At 33.1% G+C, this 16,203-nt stretch carries 13 protein-coding genes; 8 read left to right on the top strand and 5 right to left on the bottom strand.

What is annotated here, in order from left to right:
* Window positions 1-48 precede the first annotated feature (48 nt).
* The 3 genes from LL966_RS08550 (at window position 49) to LL966_RS08540 (ending at window position 4,433) form a co-directional block, all read left to right on the top strand.
* Window positions 49-2,283: a nitric-oxide reductase large subunit gene (locus LL966_RS08550; RefSeq protein WP_229352432.1), complete on the top strand. Its 2,235-nt coding sequence runs from the start codon at window positions 49-51 to the stop codon at window positions 2,281-2,283.
* Between the two features lie 22 nt (window positions 2,284-2,305).
* Complete coding sequence (ric, locus tag LL966_RS08545) at window positions 2,306-3,037, top strand: iron-sulfur cluster repair di-iron protein (RefSeq protein WP_229352431.1); 732 nt, start codon at window positions 2,306-2,308, stop codon at window positions 3,035-3,037.
* 184 nt (window positions 3,038-3,221) lie between these two features.
* Window positions 3,222-4,433 (top strand): cbb3-type cytochrome c oxidase subunit I, encoded by a 1,212-nt coding sequence (locus LL966_RS08540; protein ID WP_229352429.1) that lies wholly within the window; start codon window positions 3,222-3,224, stop codon window positions 4,431-4,433.
* A 278-nt stretch (window positions 4,434-4,711) separates the two neighbouring features.
* Here the strand turns inward: LL966_RS08540 and LL966_RS08535 are convergent, their stop codons facing one another.
* The 3 genes from LL966_RS08535 to nirK are packed head-to-tail and all read right to left on the bottom strand — an operon-like array spanning window position 4,712 to window position 7,533.
* Window positions 4,712-5,308, bottom strand: coding sequence for an SCO family protein (locus LL966_RS08535; RefSeq protein WP_229352428.1), 597 nt, complete (start codon window positions 5,306-5,308; stop codon window positions 4,712-4,714).
* A 17-nt stretch (window positions 5,309-5,325) separates the two neighbouring features.
* Window positions 5,326-6,102: a formylglycine-generating enzyme family protein gene (locus LL966_RS08530; RefSeq protein ID WP_229352427.1), complete on the bottom strand. Its 777-nt coding sequence runs from the start codon at window positions 6,100-6,102 to the stop codon at window positions 5,326-5,328.
* Between the two features lie 15 nt (window positions 6,103-6,117).
* Window positions 6,118-7,533 carry a copper-containing nitrite reductase gene (gene nirK, locus LL966_RS08525; RefSeq protein WP_394799456.1) on the bottom strand — a complete coding sequence of 472 codons (1,416 nt, stop codon included), beginning with the start codon at window positions 7,531-7,533 and terminating at the stop codon, window positions 6,118-6,120.
* Between the two features lie 278 nt (window positions 7,534-7,811).
* Here nirK and LL966_RS08520 point away from each other — a divergent pair, with 278 nt between their 5' ends.
* Together LL966_RS08520 and LL966_RS08515 are read left to right on the top strand one after the other, a co-directional pair.
* Window positions 7,812-9,071 carry an aminotransferase class I/II-fold pyridoxal phosphate-dependent enzyme gene (locus LL966_RS08520; protein WP_229352425.1) on the top strand — a complete coding sequence of 420 codons (1,260 nt, stop codon included), beginning with the start codon at window positions 7,812-7,814 and terminating at the stop codon, window positions 9,069-9,071.
* Window positions 9,072-9,192: 121 nt separating this feature from the next.
* Window positions 9,193-9,681, top strand: a complete 489-nt coding sequence (locus LL966_RS08515) for a hypothetical protein (protein WP_229352423.1) — start codon at window positions 9,193-9,195, stop codon at window positions 9,679-9,681.
* A gap of 101 nt (window positions 9,682-9,782) precedes the next feature.
* Here LL966_RS08515 and LL966_RS08510 read toward each other — a convergent pair whose 3' ends face one another.
* Together LL966_RS08510 and LL966_RS08505 are read right to left on the bottom strand one after the other, a co-directional pair.
* Window positions 9,783-10,901 carry a GTP cyclohydrolase gene (locus LL966_RS08510; RefSeq protein WP_229352421.1) on the bottom strand — a complete coding sequence of 373 codons (1,119 nt, stop codon included), beginning with the start codon at window positions 10,899-10,901 and terminating at the stop codon, window positions 9,783-9,785.
* A gap of 47 nt (window positions 10,902-10,948) precedes the next feature.
* Window positions 10,949-11,914 (bottom strand): transporter, encoded by a 966-nt coding sequence (locus LL966_RS08505; protein ID WP_229352420.1) that lies wholly within the window; start codon window positions 11,912-11,914, stop codon window positions 10,949-10,951.
* Window positions 11,915-12,038: 124 nt separating this feature from the next.
* Here LL966_RS08505 and LL966_RS08500 point away from each other — a divergent pair, with 124 nt between their 5' ends.
* The 3 genes from LL966_RS08500 to LL966_RS08490 all read left to right on the top strand — a co-directional run bounded on the left by LL966_RS08500 (window position 12,039) and on the right by LL966_RS08490 (window position 16,189).
* Window positions 12,039-12,329 (top strand): DUF4834 family protein, encoded by a 291-nt coding sequence (locus LL966_RS08500; RefSeq protein WP_229352419.1) that lies wholly within the window; start codon window positions 12,039-12,041, stop codon window positions 12,327-12,329.
* Between the two features lie 49 nt (window positions 12,330-12,378).
* Window positions 12,379-14,838, top strand: coding sequence for a YfhO family protein (locus tag LL966_RS08495; RefSeq protein WP_229352417.1), 2,460 nt, complete (start codon window positions 12,379-12,381; stop codon window positions 14,836-14,838).
* Window positions 14,839-14,902: 64 nt separating this feature from the next.
* Window positions 14,903-16,189, top strand: a complete 1,287-nt coding sequence (locus tag LL966_RS08490; RefSeq protein ID WP_229352416.1) for a glycosyltransferase family 4 protein — start codon at window positions 14,903-14,905, stop codon at window positions 16,187-16,189.
* The last annotated feature ends 14 nt before the right edge of the window (window positions 16,190-16,203 follow it).

Below are 16,203 nucleotides of genomic sequence, written 5' to 3'. Positions count from 1 at the left end.
AATAAAAGATAAATTTGTCTTTTATTGATAAATTTTCCCCCAAGAAAAATGAAAAGAGAAAAAAAATTATGGATAGTATTTGCATTGGTAATGAGTATTTCATTTGCCGTGCTTGGTTATTATGGTTATGAAATCTATCAGCAGGCACCGCCAGTTCCAAAAGAAATTGTAACCGATTCTGGAAAGGTTGTTTTCAGCGAAAGCGAAATTAAAGACGGACAAAATATCTGGCAGAGTATAGGAGGCCAGGAAGTGGGATCTATCTGGGGACACGGCGCCTACGTGGCCCCAGACTGGACCGCAGATTGGCTGCATAGAGAGGCTATTTTTATATTGAATATTTATGCTCAAAGAGATTTTAATAAAAAGTATGACGAATTAGATGCTGAAAAACAATCGGCTTTGAAAATTCGATTGCAGAAAGATTTGAGAACCAATCGTTATAATTCAGAAACAAGAATCCTTACCATTTCTGAAAACCGTTTGGCGGCGATTGAAAATTTAAGTGAATATTATAAAGGTCTTTTTACGAATGATCCTAAGCTCGATAAATTGAGAGAAGAATACGCGATCCCGAAAAACTCAATTAAAGATATTGACAAGATGCATAAAATGAATGCGTTTTTCTTCTGGGCAACTTGGGCAACGGTTACAAATCGTCCAGATAATACTATTTCTTATACACACAACTGGCCATCAGATGAATTGGTTGGAAACACTGCAACTACAGAACTTTTAGCTTGGTCTGGAGTCAGTATTATTTTATTGATTTTAAGCGTTGGAATTTTGGTTTTCTATCATGCAAAATCGGGTAAAGAAGAAGAATTTCCACTGCCAAAAGAAGATCCAATTATCAAGCAGGGAAAAACAAAATCAATGGGTTTAGTTGTTAAATACTTTTGGATTGTCAGTTTATTGATGGTTTTGCAAATGGTTTTCGGAATCATAACGGCTCATTACGGTGTTGAAGGAAACGGTTTGTATGGAATTCCGATTGATCGGATTCTTCCTTATGCTGTAACTCGTACATGGCACACGCAATTGGCTATTTTTTGGATTGCGACGGCTTGGCTGGCAACAGGATTATACATTGCACCAGCGGTTTCGGGCAAAGATCCTAAATTTCAATGTTTTGGAATTAACTTCTTGTTTGTTGCTTTATTGATTATTGTATTAGGTTCTATGGCAGGACAATGGTTTGGAGTAATGCAAAAATTAAATTTAGTGCAAAACTTTTGGTTTGGTCATCAAGGTTATGAATACGTTGATTTAGGTCGTTTCTGGCAGATTTTCCTTTTAGTTGGACTTTTCTTATGGCTAGCTTTGATGATTCGTCCGTTACTTCCCGTTTTAAAGAAAAAAACAGAAGAGAAAAACCTAATCATTTTGTTCTTAGTTTCTTGTACAGCAATTGCAATGTTTTACGGCGCAGGATTAATGTGGGGAAGACAAACCAATCTTGCAATTGCAGAATATTGGAGATGGTGGGTAGTTCACCTTTGGGTTGAAGGATTTTTTGAAGTATTTGCAACCGTTGTAATTGCATTTTTATTTGTTCGTTTGGGATTATTAAAAACAAAAACCGCAACGCTAAATGTTCTTTTTGCGACAATTATTTTCATGTCGGGAGGAATTTTAGGAACATTTCATCACTTATATTTCTCAGGAACGCCAACGGCTATTATGGCTTTAGGAGCAACATTCAGTGCCTTAGAAGTTGTGCCTTTAACTTTAATCGGGTTTGAAGCATATCAAAACTATAAAATCTCAAAATCAACACAATGGATTGCCGATTACAAATGGCCAATTTACTTCATGATTTCTGTAGCGTTTTGGAATTTCCTTGGAGCAGGAATCTTCGGATTTATCATCAATCCTCCGATTGCTCTTTATTATGTTCAGGGATTAAATACGACACCTTTACACGGACACACTGCATTGTTTGGCGTGTATGGAATGTTAGGAATTGGTTTGGTATTATTTGTATTGAGAAGTTTATATAGAAATGTAAGTTGGAATAACAAACTGCTTAAAATTACTTTTTGGTCATTAAACATAGGTTTATTTCTGATGGCAATTCTGAGTTTACTTCCAATAGGAGTTTGGCAGGCAATTGAAAGCATCAATCACGGAATGTGGTATGCTCGTTCATCAGAATTAATGCAGCAGCCAGAAATGATTACGCTAAAATGGCTTCGTGCGATTGGAGATTCAATCTTCGGAATCGGATTTATTACAATGGCTTGGTTTGTATTTGAACTGACATTAAAAAACAAAAAATAAAACATATTTAAAATTGATTATCATGGAAAATTTAAAAAACAAAACAATAGGATCTTTCGTAGCTGAGGATTTTAGAACAGCTGCAGTTTTTTCAAAATATAGAATAGATTTTTGCTGTAAAGGAAACCGAACGGTAAATGAAGTTTGTGAAAAGCAAAACATTGATGCCGATGCTTTATTAGAAAATGTACTGCAAGTGGCACAATCAGAAAAAAATGGAAGTATCGATTTCAATTCTTGGCCATTGGATTTATTGGCAGATTATATTGAGAAAACCCACCACCGTTATGTGGAAGAAAAAACAAGCGTTTTGCTTCCGTTTTTAGATAAATTGTGCAAAGTGCATGGAGCTAATCATCCTGAATTATTCAAAATTAATGAATTGTTTATTGGATGCGCTGGTGAGTTATCGCAACATATGAAAAAGGAAGAATTGATTTTGTTTCCATTTGTAAAAAGAATGGTGAAAACAAAAGAATCTGACGGGATTTTGCATCAGCCTTCTTTCGGAACTGTTTCCAATCCGATTGCAATGATGATGCACGAACACGATAACGAAGGTGAGCGTTTTAGAGCAATTGCCGAATTGACTAATAATTACACTCCGCCAGCAGACGCTTGTACGACTTACAGAGTAACTTTTGCTATGCTGAGAGAATTTGAAGAAGATTTACACAAACACATTCATTTGGAAAACAATATCTTATTTCCAAAAGCAGTTGTTTTAGAAAAAGACTTTGTTGAAGTAGAATAAAGGTTAATTTTAATAGTTCGAAAAGCACCGATAAAATCTCTAAACATGATAATTATCGGTGTTTTATTTTTAAGAAATGTTTTAAACCATATAAGTGATATAAGTTCATTTTAGCCAAGCTTATAATTTCTTATATTACTTACATGGTTTAATAATTTTTATAAGTTTAAAAAATATTTCTAAAATGAATTCTCAAAAAACTTGGATACTTTGCTGTTTTTTTAATTTTCTGATTGCCTGTGTTTTTGGATTGTTAATGCGTTTTATGTATCTCTTTCCAATCGATTTTTTAAATTACAGCTTTCTACTTCATGCACATTCGCACGTTGCCATGTTGGGCTGGGTTTATATGATTGTTATTGTTTTGATTGTTCATTTTTTTATTCCGAAAGAGAAAAGTCAGAAACCAATTTATAACCGTTTATTTTGGCTGACTGAATTTTCAGTTGTCGGAATGATGGTTGCTTTTCCTATTCAAGGTTATGCTTTGTTTTCGATTATTTTTTCGACTCTGCATATTGTATTGAGTTATTTTTTTTGCCGTTTGGTTTGGAAAGATTGTTCTAAAGATAAATCACTTTCACAAAGACTTTTATTGGTTTCGATTTTGTTTATGATTTTATCGACTTTCGGCGTTTGGTGTTTAGGGCCAGCCGTAAGTACGTTAGGTAAGCAAAGTGCATTTTATCAAATTGCCATTCAATTTTTTCTTCACTTTCAATTTAATGGCTGGTTTATTTTGGCAGTTTTAGCATTGTTTTTAAAACAATTTCAAGATAAAATGGATGAAATAAAATTTAAGAAGTTTTACTTTCTAATGGTTGTTTCTAATTTACTGACGGTTTGTTTTCCAGTTCGCTGGTTCATCGAAAATGATATTCTGAGTTATATCAATGGTTTGGGCGTTTTAATGCAATTAGGAGCTTTTATTTATTTCTATAAAATGCTAAAATCTCAAATTGTTGATTTCAAAAAAACATTAAATGAAACTACTAAAATAGTTTACGGTTTGGCATTATCTTCTTTGTTTTTGAAAGTTGGAATTCAATTATTGACTATTTTTCCAAATTTAGCAGTTGTTTCCCATCAAATTCGAAATTTTGTAATTGGATTTATTCATTTAACGACTTTGGGAATTATAACTGGATTTTTGTTTGGAATTATGCTTCAGAATAAAATGCTTTCTGCGAATTCTAAAACATTAAAAATAGGATTGAAGTGTTTTATTTTAGGATATATTTTGACGGAACTTTTGTTGTTTCTTCAAGGCTGGTTCTTCTTTTTTGGAGAAGGAAGTATTCCAGGATATTTTCAAAGTATTTTGATGTTTAGTTTGTTTTTAGTTTTGGGATTGGTTTTAGTATTTAGTTCAATTATAAAACATCGTTCAGAATAAGAAGTTTCAGAGTGAACGACATGTTTATAGAAAAATTGGATAGTAGAGAAAAGAAGCTCCGGAGGAGCGAAATATTTTCTAATAGTTTTTTTTCTAACCTGATAAAGATTTCGCTCCGCTGGAGCTTTTTATAAACTTGCTACATTTTTTCTATAAATATTTCGCTTCTCCGAAGCTTTGCAACATGTTTTTTTTAAACTTATTGTAAATAAAAAACAAGAGCCGATTTCTACCTAAAATCTTACTCTTGTTTCTTACTAATCAACCTATTTAAATATCTATATTTTTGCTGCTTCCTGATTTATGGTTTCTATAGTTTTTTCATTATTCACGCCCAAACCTTCCTGCTGAAAAACCAATTCTCCTTCTGGATTAAAAACACTAATGATGTTAGAATGCGAAAAATCTATCGGAGAAATTTGTTTATAATTCACTGCCAAAACTGCTGCAAATTCTCTTGTGTTTTCTTCAGTTGAACGAAGGAATATCCAAGGATCTTGATTCATTTTATTTTCAATGGCGAATGATTTTAATCTTTGTGGGGTATCTATTTTCGGATCTATGCTGACCAAAATCAATTTTACATGCTGTTTTGTTTTTTTCTCTAGTTTGGATTCAATGTCGCGCATATCAGCAACTAATCTCGGGCATGCTGCCTTACAACTCGTATAGATCATTACCATAACCAAGACATTTCCTCTTAAGGATTTTAATTCAATGTCTTTACCATTTTGCGTTGTCCATTTTGAAGGCAGATTATAAATTGATAATTCACTGATTTCCTTTTTTGTTTGTGCTTTAACTTCTTTTTTATCAGCTTCTTTACATCCAAAAAATGAAAATAAAAGAAGAAAAGCAAATGCTATTTTTTTCATTGTAAAGTAATTTAAATTTAAATTTTAGGTTTTGTTGTGCTGGCGCATCTAAAACCAAGATTTCTTGTAGAATATTGCGCTTTCAAACTTCCTCTAAAAGCGTAACGCATAAAAGCGGCATAATCCATTAAATCGGATGCATTGACTGACGCACTTCCGCAGAAGAGATTTTTGTCTGTGCTTTTATCTTTTCTAGATTCACCCGATAAAAAAATGCTGTTAAAATCAGAAGTCCATTCCCAAACTAAACCATGCATATCATAAACGCCCCAATAATTTTTGAATGTTTTTCCAATTTGATTTTCATACGTTCTTGATTTTTCATACCAAGACAAAATATATTCGTTAAATTCTTTTTTGGTTCTAGCATCGATTTTTTTGGTGTCTGCCATTGCTACATATTCCCATTCATCCATTGTGGCTAATCGTTTTCCTTCGCATTCGCAGTATTTTTTAGCGGCAAACCAAGAAACACCAGTAACAGGCGATTTCGGATTTGCATTTCCAAAATCTAAATCATTTATCCAGTATGAGAGATAACTTTTGTCAGCAAAAATCCCTTTAATTTTTGATTTGCGATAGGAAGAATTCTTTTTTAAAAAATCTAAAAACTGACTATTTGTAACCGGATAAATGTCCATGTAAAATGATTTGACAAGAACGGGATTTTTAGAAACAGCTCCATAAAGAGGGATATAAGATCCCTCGTTAATGAAAGCCATTTCTTTTTCCTGTGCTTTCATGACACTAAAGACAAGGAAAAAGATAGTTAGAATGAAAATGTATTTTTTCATGCTGTTTGTTTGCTGTTATCTTAATGCTTTGACCATTTCTGGCGTAACTTCGGTTTTGTTATTTCCCCAGCTGCTATAAATATAAGTTAGTACGTTTGCGATCTCATCATCAGATAAATTTTGAGCAGGCATTACGTTATTGTATTTTTTACCGTTAACGCTGATTTCGCCAGTTAAACCATGCAGAATTGTTTTAATCGCACGTTTAGAGTCTGCATTCAAGTAGTCTGATTTTGCTAAAGGAGGGAAAGTATTCGGAATTCCTTGTCCTTCAGATTGATGGCAGGCGAAGCAAGTGGTTCCGAATATTTCTTTACCTATTTTTGCTTTTTCGGCAACAGTTCGTTTAGGGATTTCAGTTTTAACTGCACTACTTCCTGGCATTTTCTGAATCGTTCCACCTTCAGGCAAATAAATTCCTTCCTGAATTGTTCCAGAATAAATGTTTTTGTTTTCTTTTCCTTCTACTTTCAACATTCCCAATGCGCCTTTGTTAAAAGCTCTAAAAATAGAGTGGTCCACCAGAATAAAAGTCCCTGGAGTTTCCACTTTAAAATCAACAATTGCAGCTCCACCGGCAGGAATCAAAGTAGTCTGAACGTTTTTATTGATTACAGTTCCGCCTTCAACATGAACATTGTCAAATATTTCTCCAATAACATGAAAAGAAGAAACTAAATTAGGTCCACCGTTTCCAACAAATAAACGAACGGTTTCGCCCACTTTTGCAGTCAATTCATTTCCATTTGTTAGAGATCCCACTTTTCCATTAAAGACAACATAATCAGGAGTTTCTTTAACTGCTTTGTTCATATCGAACGGTTGAAGACCCTTTGCTCCATATTCACCTTGAGTGTAAAAATCTCCTTGCATCACGTAGTATTCTTTGTCAACAGGAGGAAGTCCGCCTTCTGGTTCCACCAAAATCAATCCGTACATACCATTTGCAATGTGCATTCCGACTGGGGCTGTGGCACAGTGATATACATACAATCCAGGATTGATCACTTTAAAACTAAATACTTTTTCGTGCCCAGGCGCCACAAGAGAAGATGTTGCTCCTCCGCCTGGTCCAGTAACGGCATGTAAATCGATGTTGTGAGGCAGTTTGTTGTCAGGATGATTTTTTAGATGAAATTCAACTTCGTCACCAACCCTTGTTCTAATAAAACTTCCTGGAACCGAGCCTCCAAATGTCCAATAGGTATATTTTACGCCATCTGTCATTGTACCTTCTTGTTCTTTAATTTCCATGTTTAATTTTAATTTCATGGCTGTTCTGTTTCCAACTGGTTTTGGAACATGAGGAGGCGAGGTAAGTTCAGCATTCATCTCTCCTTCGGTCATAATATCTGCATAATTATGCGATTCCTCTTTCTTGCAACTTCCTAATAAAAGAAGCATGAAAAACGAACAAAATAAGATGTTCATTTTAATCCAAATTTTGTAATTCCTTTCCATAATACTTTAGTTTTGTTTTCGTTTTTAAACCTAAATCAAAAATAAAGGACTGTTTTGTCTTTTATTATGATAAAAATCATGTTTGCAGATAATTTATATACTTTTTTATGAAAATATTTACGAGTTAAATCTTACTAAAAAATACTTGTCGATATTTTTTAAATAAAAATAAATGACACTCTGAATTTTAGAAGAATAATGATTATTTTTGCTCGCTGATTACGTAAAAAAAATTACTACATAATATTATGGTAAAAGATTTATTCGAAAGAATTCAGGACAATAAAGGACCTTTAGGAAAATGGGCTTCTCAGGCAGAAGGTTATTATGTTTTCCCGAAGTTAGAAGGAGAGTTGGGTCCTAGAATGACTTTTCACGGAAAAAATATTTTAAACTGGAGTTTAAATGATTATTTAGGTTTAGCAAATCATCCAGAAGTTCGTCAGGCAGATACAGATGCAGCAATTCAATTTGGTGCAGCTTATCCTATGGGAGCTCGTATGATGTCTGGACACACTACGTACCACGAACAATTAGAAAATGAATTGGCAGAATTCGTAATGAAAGAATCTGCTTATTTATTGAATTTTGGTTACCAAGGAATGGTGTCTATTATTGACGCTTTGGTTACTAAAAATGATATTATTGTTTACGATGTAGATTCACATGCTTGTATCATTGATGGTGTTCGTTTGCACATGGGTAAACGTTTCACATACAAACACAATGATTTGGAAAGTATGGAGAAAAACTTGCAACGTGCTACTAAAATGGCTGAAGAAACTGGCGGTGGTATTTTATTTATTACTGAAGGTGTTTTCGGAATGCGTGGTCAGCAAGGAAAATTAAAAGAAATTGTTGCATTTAAAGAAAAATACAACTTCCGTTTATTAGTTGATGATGCGCACGGTTTTGGTACATTGGGTAAAACTGGTGCCGGAGCAGGTGAGGAGCAAGGAGTTCAAGATCAAATTGATGTGTACTTCTCTACTTTTGCAAAATCTATGGCTAATATTGGTGCTTTCGTAGCAGCAGATAAAACGGTTATCGATTATTTAAAATATAATTTACGTTCTCAAATGTTTGCAAAAGCATTACCAATGATTCAAACAATTGGTTCTTTGAAGCGTTTAGAATTATTGCGTAAATCTTCTGAAATTAAAGATAAACTTTGGGAAAATGTAAATGCATTGCAAAGTGGTCTTAAAGAAAAAGGATTTAATATTGGAGATACAAATACTTGTATTACACCAGTTTACTTAGAAGGAAGTATTCCTGAAGCAATGGTAATGGTAAACGATTTAAGAGAAAATTACGGTATTTTCCTTTCTATCGTTGTGTATCCAGTTATTCCAAAAGGAATTATCTTGTTAAGAATGATTCCTACGGCTTCTCATACATTAGCTGATATCGATGAAACGTTAACCGCTTTTGAAGCAATTCGTGAGAAATTAGTTAACGGAACTTATAAAGAAATTGCAGAACGTACAACTGTTGACGTGTCGTAATTAGCCTTTAAAATAAATTCTCTTGTGGGAATTATGTAAAAAAATCCATTCGTTATGCGAATGGATTTTTTTTATTTAGGGTAACTTTATATCATAAATCACAAAATAAAAATAAAGAATTATGAAAAAAGTACTAACACTAACAGCTGTACTTGCGTTGTCTATTTTTGCTTCCTGCAAAAAAGAAACCACAACAACAGAGCCAGTACAAATTACGCCAAGTCCACCAAAAGAAGCTGAAATTGTAGAACCAGCGGGAGATCAATGTTATGCTTGGCGATTAAATGGAAGCGTTATTGAAATGAGTTTTAATGTAAACTCACATCAAGAAGTAAACGGAAAACTGAGTTATAATTTAGTAGGAAAAGATAAAAACGAAGGAACTTTGATTGGAAATATGAAAGGTGATACTTTGGTTGCTGATTATACTTTCTCTTCAGAAGGAGTTTCATCTGTTAGAGAAGTTGCTTTTCTACAAAAAGACGGAACTTTCATTGAAGGATATGGAGATATTGTAGAAGCAAATAATAAAGTGTCTTTTAAAGACAAAAAGAAGTTGAAATTTGATGCAAAAAATACATTAACAAAAGTAGATTGTAAAGTAGAGTAATATGTGTTTATAAAGTGAAAAATCCATTCGTTTGGGGACGAATGGATTTTTTTTTATTTAGTTAAACTAATCACTTTTTACTGTTCACTAATCACTAGAAATTAAAGATTCTTCAAATACGTTTTTCTCTGGCAATGAATTTTTGGATCAAAATTTTTCCAAAGTAAATGAATTGCAGTATTTTCTAATAATTCTGGAGTTCTAATGCAATTCTGAATTCCTTTTTCTGAAAAAGTTTTGTAATATTCATCAAAAATGATAGCCGTTACTCCTTTGTTTTGATAGTCTGGATGAACTCCGATAAGGTAAAAAACAACATCTTTACTATGTTTTCTAGCTTTCAATAATTGTAAAAAACCAAACGGAAACAATTTACCTCTTATTTTTTGCAAAGCTTCTGTAAAACTCGGCATTACAATACTAAATGCTACTAGATTATCGTCTTTATCAACAACAAATTTTATATATTCTGGATTGATAAAACTGATGTACTTTTTTTTAAAATACTCTTTTTGAACATCAGAAATAGCTACAAACGAAGCCAGTTTTTCATAAGATTCATTAAACAAATCAAACATTTTGTCTACGTGAGGCATAATGTCTTTTGTTTTCGTAAAAGTAAGTGATCTAAGCTCGTAACGTTTTTTGATTAAAGCCTGCGCTTTCAAAAAGAATTCCGGTTTTACATTAGAAAAAGGAAATATACTTTCGATATATTGTTTTTCAACCTGAAATCCTAATTGCTCTAAATGTGTTACATAATACGGATAATTGTACCATGTAATCATTGTTCCAACTTGATCGTATCCTTCGGTTAAAACGCCAACTTTATCTAGATTAGAGAATCCCATTGGACCTTCTGCATGCTCTAAATTATGTTTTCTTCCTAATTCGAATACTTTTTCAAGAAGTGCTTTGGTAACTTCAACATCATCAATAACATCAAACCATCCGAAACGAACTTTTCGCTTATGCTGATTATTTACTTCAGCCCAATTGATAATAGCAGTGATACGTCCAACAATCTGATTGTCTCTGTAAGCCAGATAAAAATAAGCTTCAGCATTATCAAAAGCAGGATTTTTCGTTTTATCAAAAGATTCTAATTCATCTGCAATAATTGGTGGTACCCAATACGGGCTGTCTTTGTATAATGAAAAAGGAAATTTGATGTATTCGGTTAATTCTTTTTTGCTTTTGGCTTCTTTAATTGTGATCATTAAGCTGGTATTGAGATTCTCTTTTTAGAGCGTTTGGTTATTTAATTTTATTCGTATTTCGCTTTTCGTCTTCTTTCTTTTTCTTGATAATCAATGCTTTTTTCGTTGTCGGTATTCTTTTTGGCTTTTTCATCTGCCTTATTTGCGGCTTGCTTATTTTTGTACCAGCCGTCGTAACGCCATGAAACACCAACTCCTCCATATAATACAGATGGTGTGTTTTTGAAGTTTGTGCTTACAGAAGCATCAACTTGCAAATTTGGAGAAAGAAGGTAAGCGGCACCTCCACGAACGATTGCATCGCTGTAAAAATCGCTTTTATAACCTTGATTTTCAACAAAACCAGACCATCTTTCGTTAAATCCGTGTGTCAAAGTTAAGATATATCCATAACTTGGATAATCTGTTCCGATATAATCGGCAATAATATTGGTTACAAAAACCCATTTTCCTCCTCCAAATAAATTCTGAGTAATTAAGGAAATTTTAGGTGAAACAGCACCGTCAGGAGAAAAATAATAAGGATTGTCTGCACCAACAAAATTAGCTCCAGCAAATACAGAAACTGCAGGAATTAATTCACGCCAATTAAAGCTGTGATTGGCTTTATAGCTGTAGATGTTTGCTTCTCTTTTATTTTTGTAAGGATCGTAAATCAAGTATTTTGCACCAAGAACTGTCTGTCTAAAATTGTTTTTCTTGTAGCTTGTATAAGGCGTGTCAAAATTTGCCATTTGATATTGCACATCCAGTATAAATTCTAGTTTTTCTAGAAAAGCACCGTATCTAAGAGAGAAATCGGTACCAAAACCGCTGGCATCATAATTTAGTAAATCGTGTTTTTCTTTAATACCGTAAACACCGAGTTCGGCTTGAATTACGGATTTTCCAACACCGTAAGCTGACATGGTTTCGCCAGGGCGATTGGAATTAATGACGTCAGTATATTGCGCAAAAAACAGTTGTGGAATAAAAAAAAGTACTGGGGCAAGTAAGTTTTTAATTTTGAACATAATTTTCTTTATAGGTTTAGAAAGTGATAACGCATTTCAAATGTACATATTTTATTATTTATTTAAGATTCATATTTTATTTTTAAGCAACGGATTTATTAATTTTGGAAAAAAATATATAGTTATGCAAGAAGCATCATTTTCAGGTTTGTTAAAAACCATCATGTGGGTTATAGCTTTTTATTACATTTTTAAATTTTTAGCTAGAATCTTTTTGCCAATATTGGTTAAAAAAGCGGTAGAAAATGCTAGTGAAAATTTTCAAAGACAACAGCAGTATAATCAAGGTAACACTTATCAAAATAGTAGCAATAACAATACTAATGACGAAATAATCATTAATACTGCTAATGCTAAAAACCCGCGCGCGACCAAAAAAGTGGGAGAGTATGTTGATTACGAAGAAATAGATTAGTTTTGTGTCCTGAAAAATTAGGATTCATTTTAACCCAAACCAGCCAAAATTGAAAATAGTAAATAAGTTCTACGTGCATGCCCTTGTTATTCTGGGCTTTATTCTTGTTTCATTAATTTATTTTTATCCAGTTCTACAAGGAAAACAAATTTTCCAGTCAGATATTGCTCAATATACCGGAATGGCAAAAGAGCAAAATGACTTTAGAGCGATAGAAAATGCCGAACCTTATTGGACGAATTCAGCTTTTGGCGGTATGCCTACTTATCAGCTTGGAGCAAATTATCCAAATGATTTTGTGGGTAAAATAGATGATTTGCTGCGTTTTCTTCCAAGACCTGCAGATTACTTATTTTTATATTTCCTTGGTTTTTATGGCTTGTTATTGGTTTTGAAAACCGATCCTCTAAAAGCTTTCATTGGTGCCATTGCTTTTGGTTTTTCAACTTATTTAATTATTATTTTAGGAGTCGGCCATAATGCTAAAGCACACGCTATTGCTTATATGCCTTTAGTTATAGCAGGATTTATACTTGTCTTTCAGAAAAAATATATTTGGGGAGGTTTACTTACTATGTTTGCCGTGGCATTAGAAATTAGTGCCAATCACTTCCAAATGACTTATTATTTATTGATTTTCTTATTGATACTTTCGGGTTATTTTGCGTTCAATTTTATTAAAGAAAAAGATTATAAAGGACTTTTAATTTCAAGCGGAACTTTAATTTTAGCGGGAATTTTTGCTATAGGTGCAAATGCTGGAAATTTATTAGCAACAAGTGAATATGCTAAATTTAGTACACGAAGCAATAGCGAATTAACATTCAATCCTGACGGAACTAAAAAAACAAATGAAAATGCTTTAAGTCGCGAATATATTACGGAATATAGCTACGGGATTGCAGAAAGTTTTAATCTTATTGCGCCAAGACTTTTTGGTGGATCAAATCACGAAAATTTAGGTGCAGATAGTAGAATGTATTCTTTCTTTATAGAGAAAGGAGCTTCTCCTTCTCAAGCGCAAGAATATGCTTCAGGTATGCCAACATATTGGGGAGATCAGCCTATTGTTGCCGCTCCGGCATACATTGGTGCTGTTGTATTCTTTTTGGCTGTTTTAGCACTATTTATAGATGACAGAAAAGTTAAATATGTATTTCTAGGAGGAGCACTATTTTCATTAGTACTTTCTTGGGGTAAAAATTTTCCGCTGCTGACAGACTTTTTTATAGACTACGTGCCAATGTACGATAAGTTTAGAGCAGTATCTTCTATTCAGGTAATTTTAGAATTGTGTTTTCCTGTTTTAGCTGTCATGGGAATCCAATCATTTTTTAAGGCAAAAGATGAACCTAAGCAACAGCAAAAAGCATTAGTGCAAACAGGAGTTTTTGGAATTGGAGTGATATTGATTCTAGCAATAGCAAAAGGCTTTTTCCATTTTTCTGGAGCAAGCGATCAATACTTCTTGGAAACTTATGGGCAAGATTTCGTTGATGCACTTAAAGAAGATAGAATGACCATGTATTATGCAGATTTATTGCGTACAGGTTTTCTAATTGCAATCACTTTTGGAATCTTGTGGTTGTTCCTTAAAAATAAATTTTCTCAGACGACAACCTTGATTATTGTTGGACTTATCATGATTTTTGATTTGTTCTTTGTAGATAAAAAATATGTTTCTGCTAAAGATTTTGTAAGCCCTGTTCAGATTGCAGCTCCTTTTCAAGAAACAGCAGCTGATGCAGAGATTTTGAAAGACACAACACATTACAGGGTTTTTGAAGTAAATGGTAATATGTCAAGTGCAAGAGCTTCTTATTTTCATAGTTCTATTGGCGGTTATCACGCAGCAAAACCTCGTAGAATGCAGCAGCTTTTTGATTATCAGATTGCGAAAAATAATCTTGAAATACTTAATATGTTAAATGTTAAGTATGTTATTCAAACCGATAAAGAAGGAAAAGAAATACCGACAATTAATCCAGATGCTAATGGAAATGCTTGGTTTGTAAGTTCTGTAAAATTGGTAAATAAGCCAGATGATGTAATGAAAGCATTAAATACAATTGATACTAAGAATGTAGCGGTTTTTAATGTTCATGAGCATGAAAGCAAGTTCCAAAATGCAAGGCTTAAGAAAGCTTTTGATACAACTGGAACGATAAAAGTGGTGACTTACAAGCCGAATTATATTAAATACAAATCTGAAAATGAGAAAGATGGTTTGGCTGTTTTCTCAGAGATATATTATAAAAATGGTTGGAATGCCTATGTTGATGGTAAATTAACAGATCATTTCCCAGTTGATTATGTTTTAAGAGCAATGGAGGTTCCTGCTGGAAAACATACAATTGAATTTAAATTTGAACCACAGGTTATTAAAACTGGTGGAACAATTACGCTAATGAGTTCAATTGGAATGTTATTGCTTTTAGTTGGCGGAATTTATTTTGAGAAATTTTTTCGCAAAAATTCACAAAGTAATCACGGAGATACTCAAAAATAATTAAAAATCTTTGTGACACTTAGCGAAAACTTTGTGGATCTCTGTGAAACTGAATAATGCCTAAATGGAACAAAAAAAGCTCTTAATAATTACCTATTATTTTCCGCCTGCGGGTGGACCTGGTGTACAGCGTTGGTTAAAATTTGTGAAATATTTACCAGAGTTTGATGTACAGCCAATTGTTTATGTTCCGGAAAATCCAACTTATCCGATTGTTGATGAAGGTTTGGTGAGTGAAATATCAGATAAGGTAATTGTTTTAAAGAATAAAATTTGGGAACCATACCAATTGGCTTCTATTTTTTCAAAAAATAAAACAAAAAAAATCAGTTCTGGAATTTTTCCTCAAAAGAAAAAACAGACGTTTTTAGACAAAACTTTTCTTTGGGTTCGTGGCAATCTTTTTATTCCAGATGCCCGTGTATTTTGGGTTGAACCTTCGGTTTCTTATCTTGAAAAATATATTAAGGAAAATAATATTGATACAATTGTAACCTCTGGACCGCCGCATAGTCTGCATTTAATTGGTTTAGAATTACAAAAGAAATTAAATATAAAATGGTTTGCCGATTTCCGCGATCCGTGGACAACGATTGGCTATCATAAAGCACTCCGCTTATCTTCTTACGCAGAAAAAAAACATAAAAAATTAGAGTATACAGTACTTAATTCTGCTGATGAAATCATCGTAACAAGTAAAACTACAAAAACAGAATTTGAAGCTATTACGGATAAGCCAATTACAGTAATTACAAATGGTTATGATGTTGAAACGGTTGAACAACAGACTTTAGACAATAAATTTACCTTAGCGCACATTGGATCATTTTTATCTGATCGAAATCCGCCATTTTTATGGGAAGTTTTGGTTGAGTTGTTGAAGGAAATTCCAGCGTTTAAAACTCATTTAGAAATAAAACTGATTGGCGCTGTAAGCCAAGAAGTTTTAGATGCCATAGAAGAACATAAACTAAATGAATATTTAAATTTAGTTGGCTACGTTTCTCATAAAGAAGCGGTTGCACATCAAAGAAAATCTCAGGTTTTACTCTTAATTGAGATTAATTCTGAAGATACCAAAAGTATTATTCCAGGTAAATTGTTTGAATATATGGTTTCAAATCGTCCGATAATTGCAATTGGACCGCAAGGTTCTGATTTCGCAGATATTGTAACGCAGACGAATACTGGAGTATTTTTTGATTATTCTGAAAAAGAGAAACTAAAAAGCGTAATTTTGGACTTTTTTAATCAGTTTTTAGAAGGGAAATTGCAATCACATGGAATTGGTTTACAGCAGTATTCTCGAAAAAACCTAACAAAACAATTAGCACAGCTTATTAGTAAATAATAGATTGTAAAAAA

The sequence above is a fragment of the Flavobacterium chungbukense genome, from assembly GCF_020805785.1.
Lineage (GTDB): Bacteria > Bacteroidota > Bacteroidia > Flavobacteriales > Flavobacteriaceae > Flavobacterium > Flavobacterium chungbukense.
The sequence above is the reverse complement of the archived record's forward strand: the minus strand, read 5'-3'. Positions and strand labels throughout refer to the sequence as shown.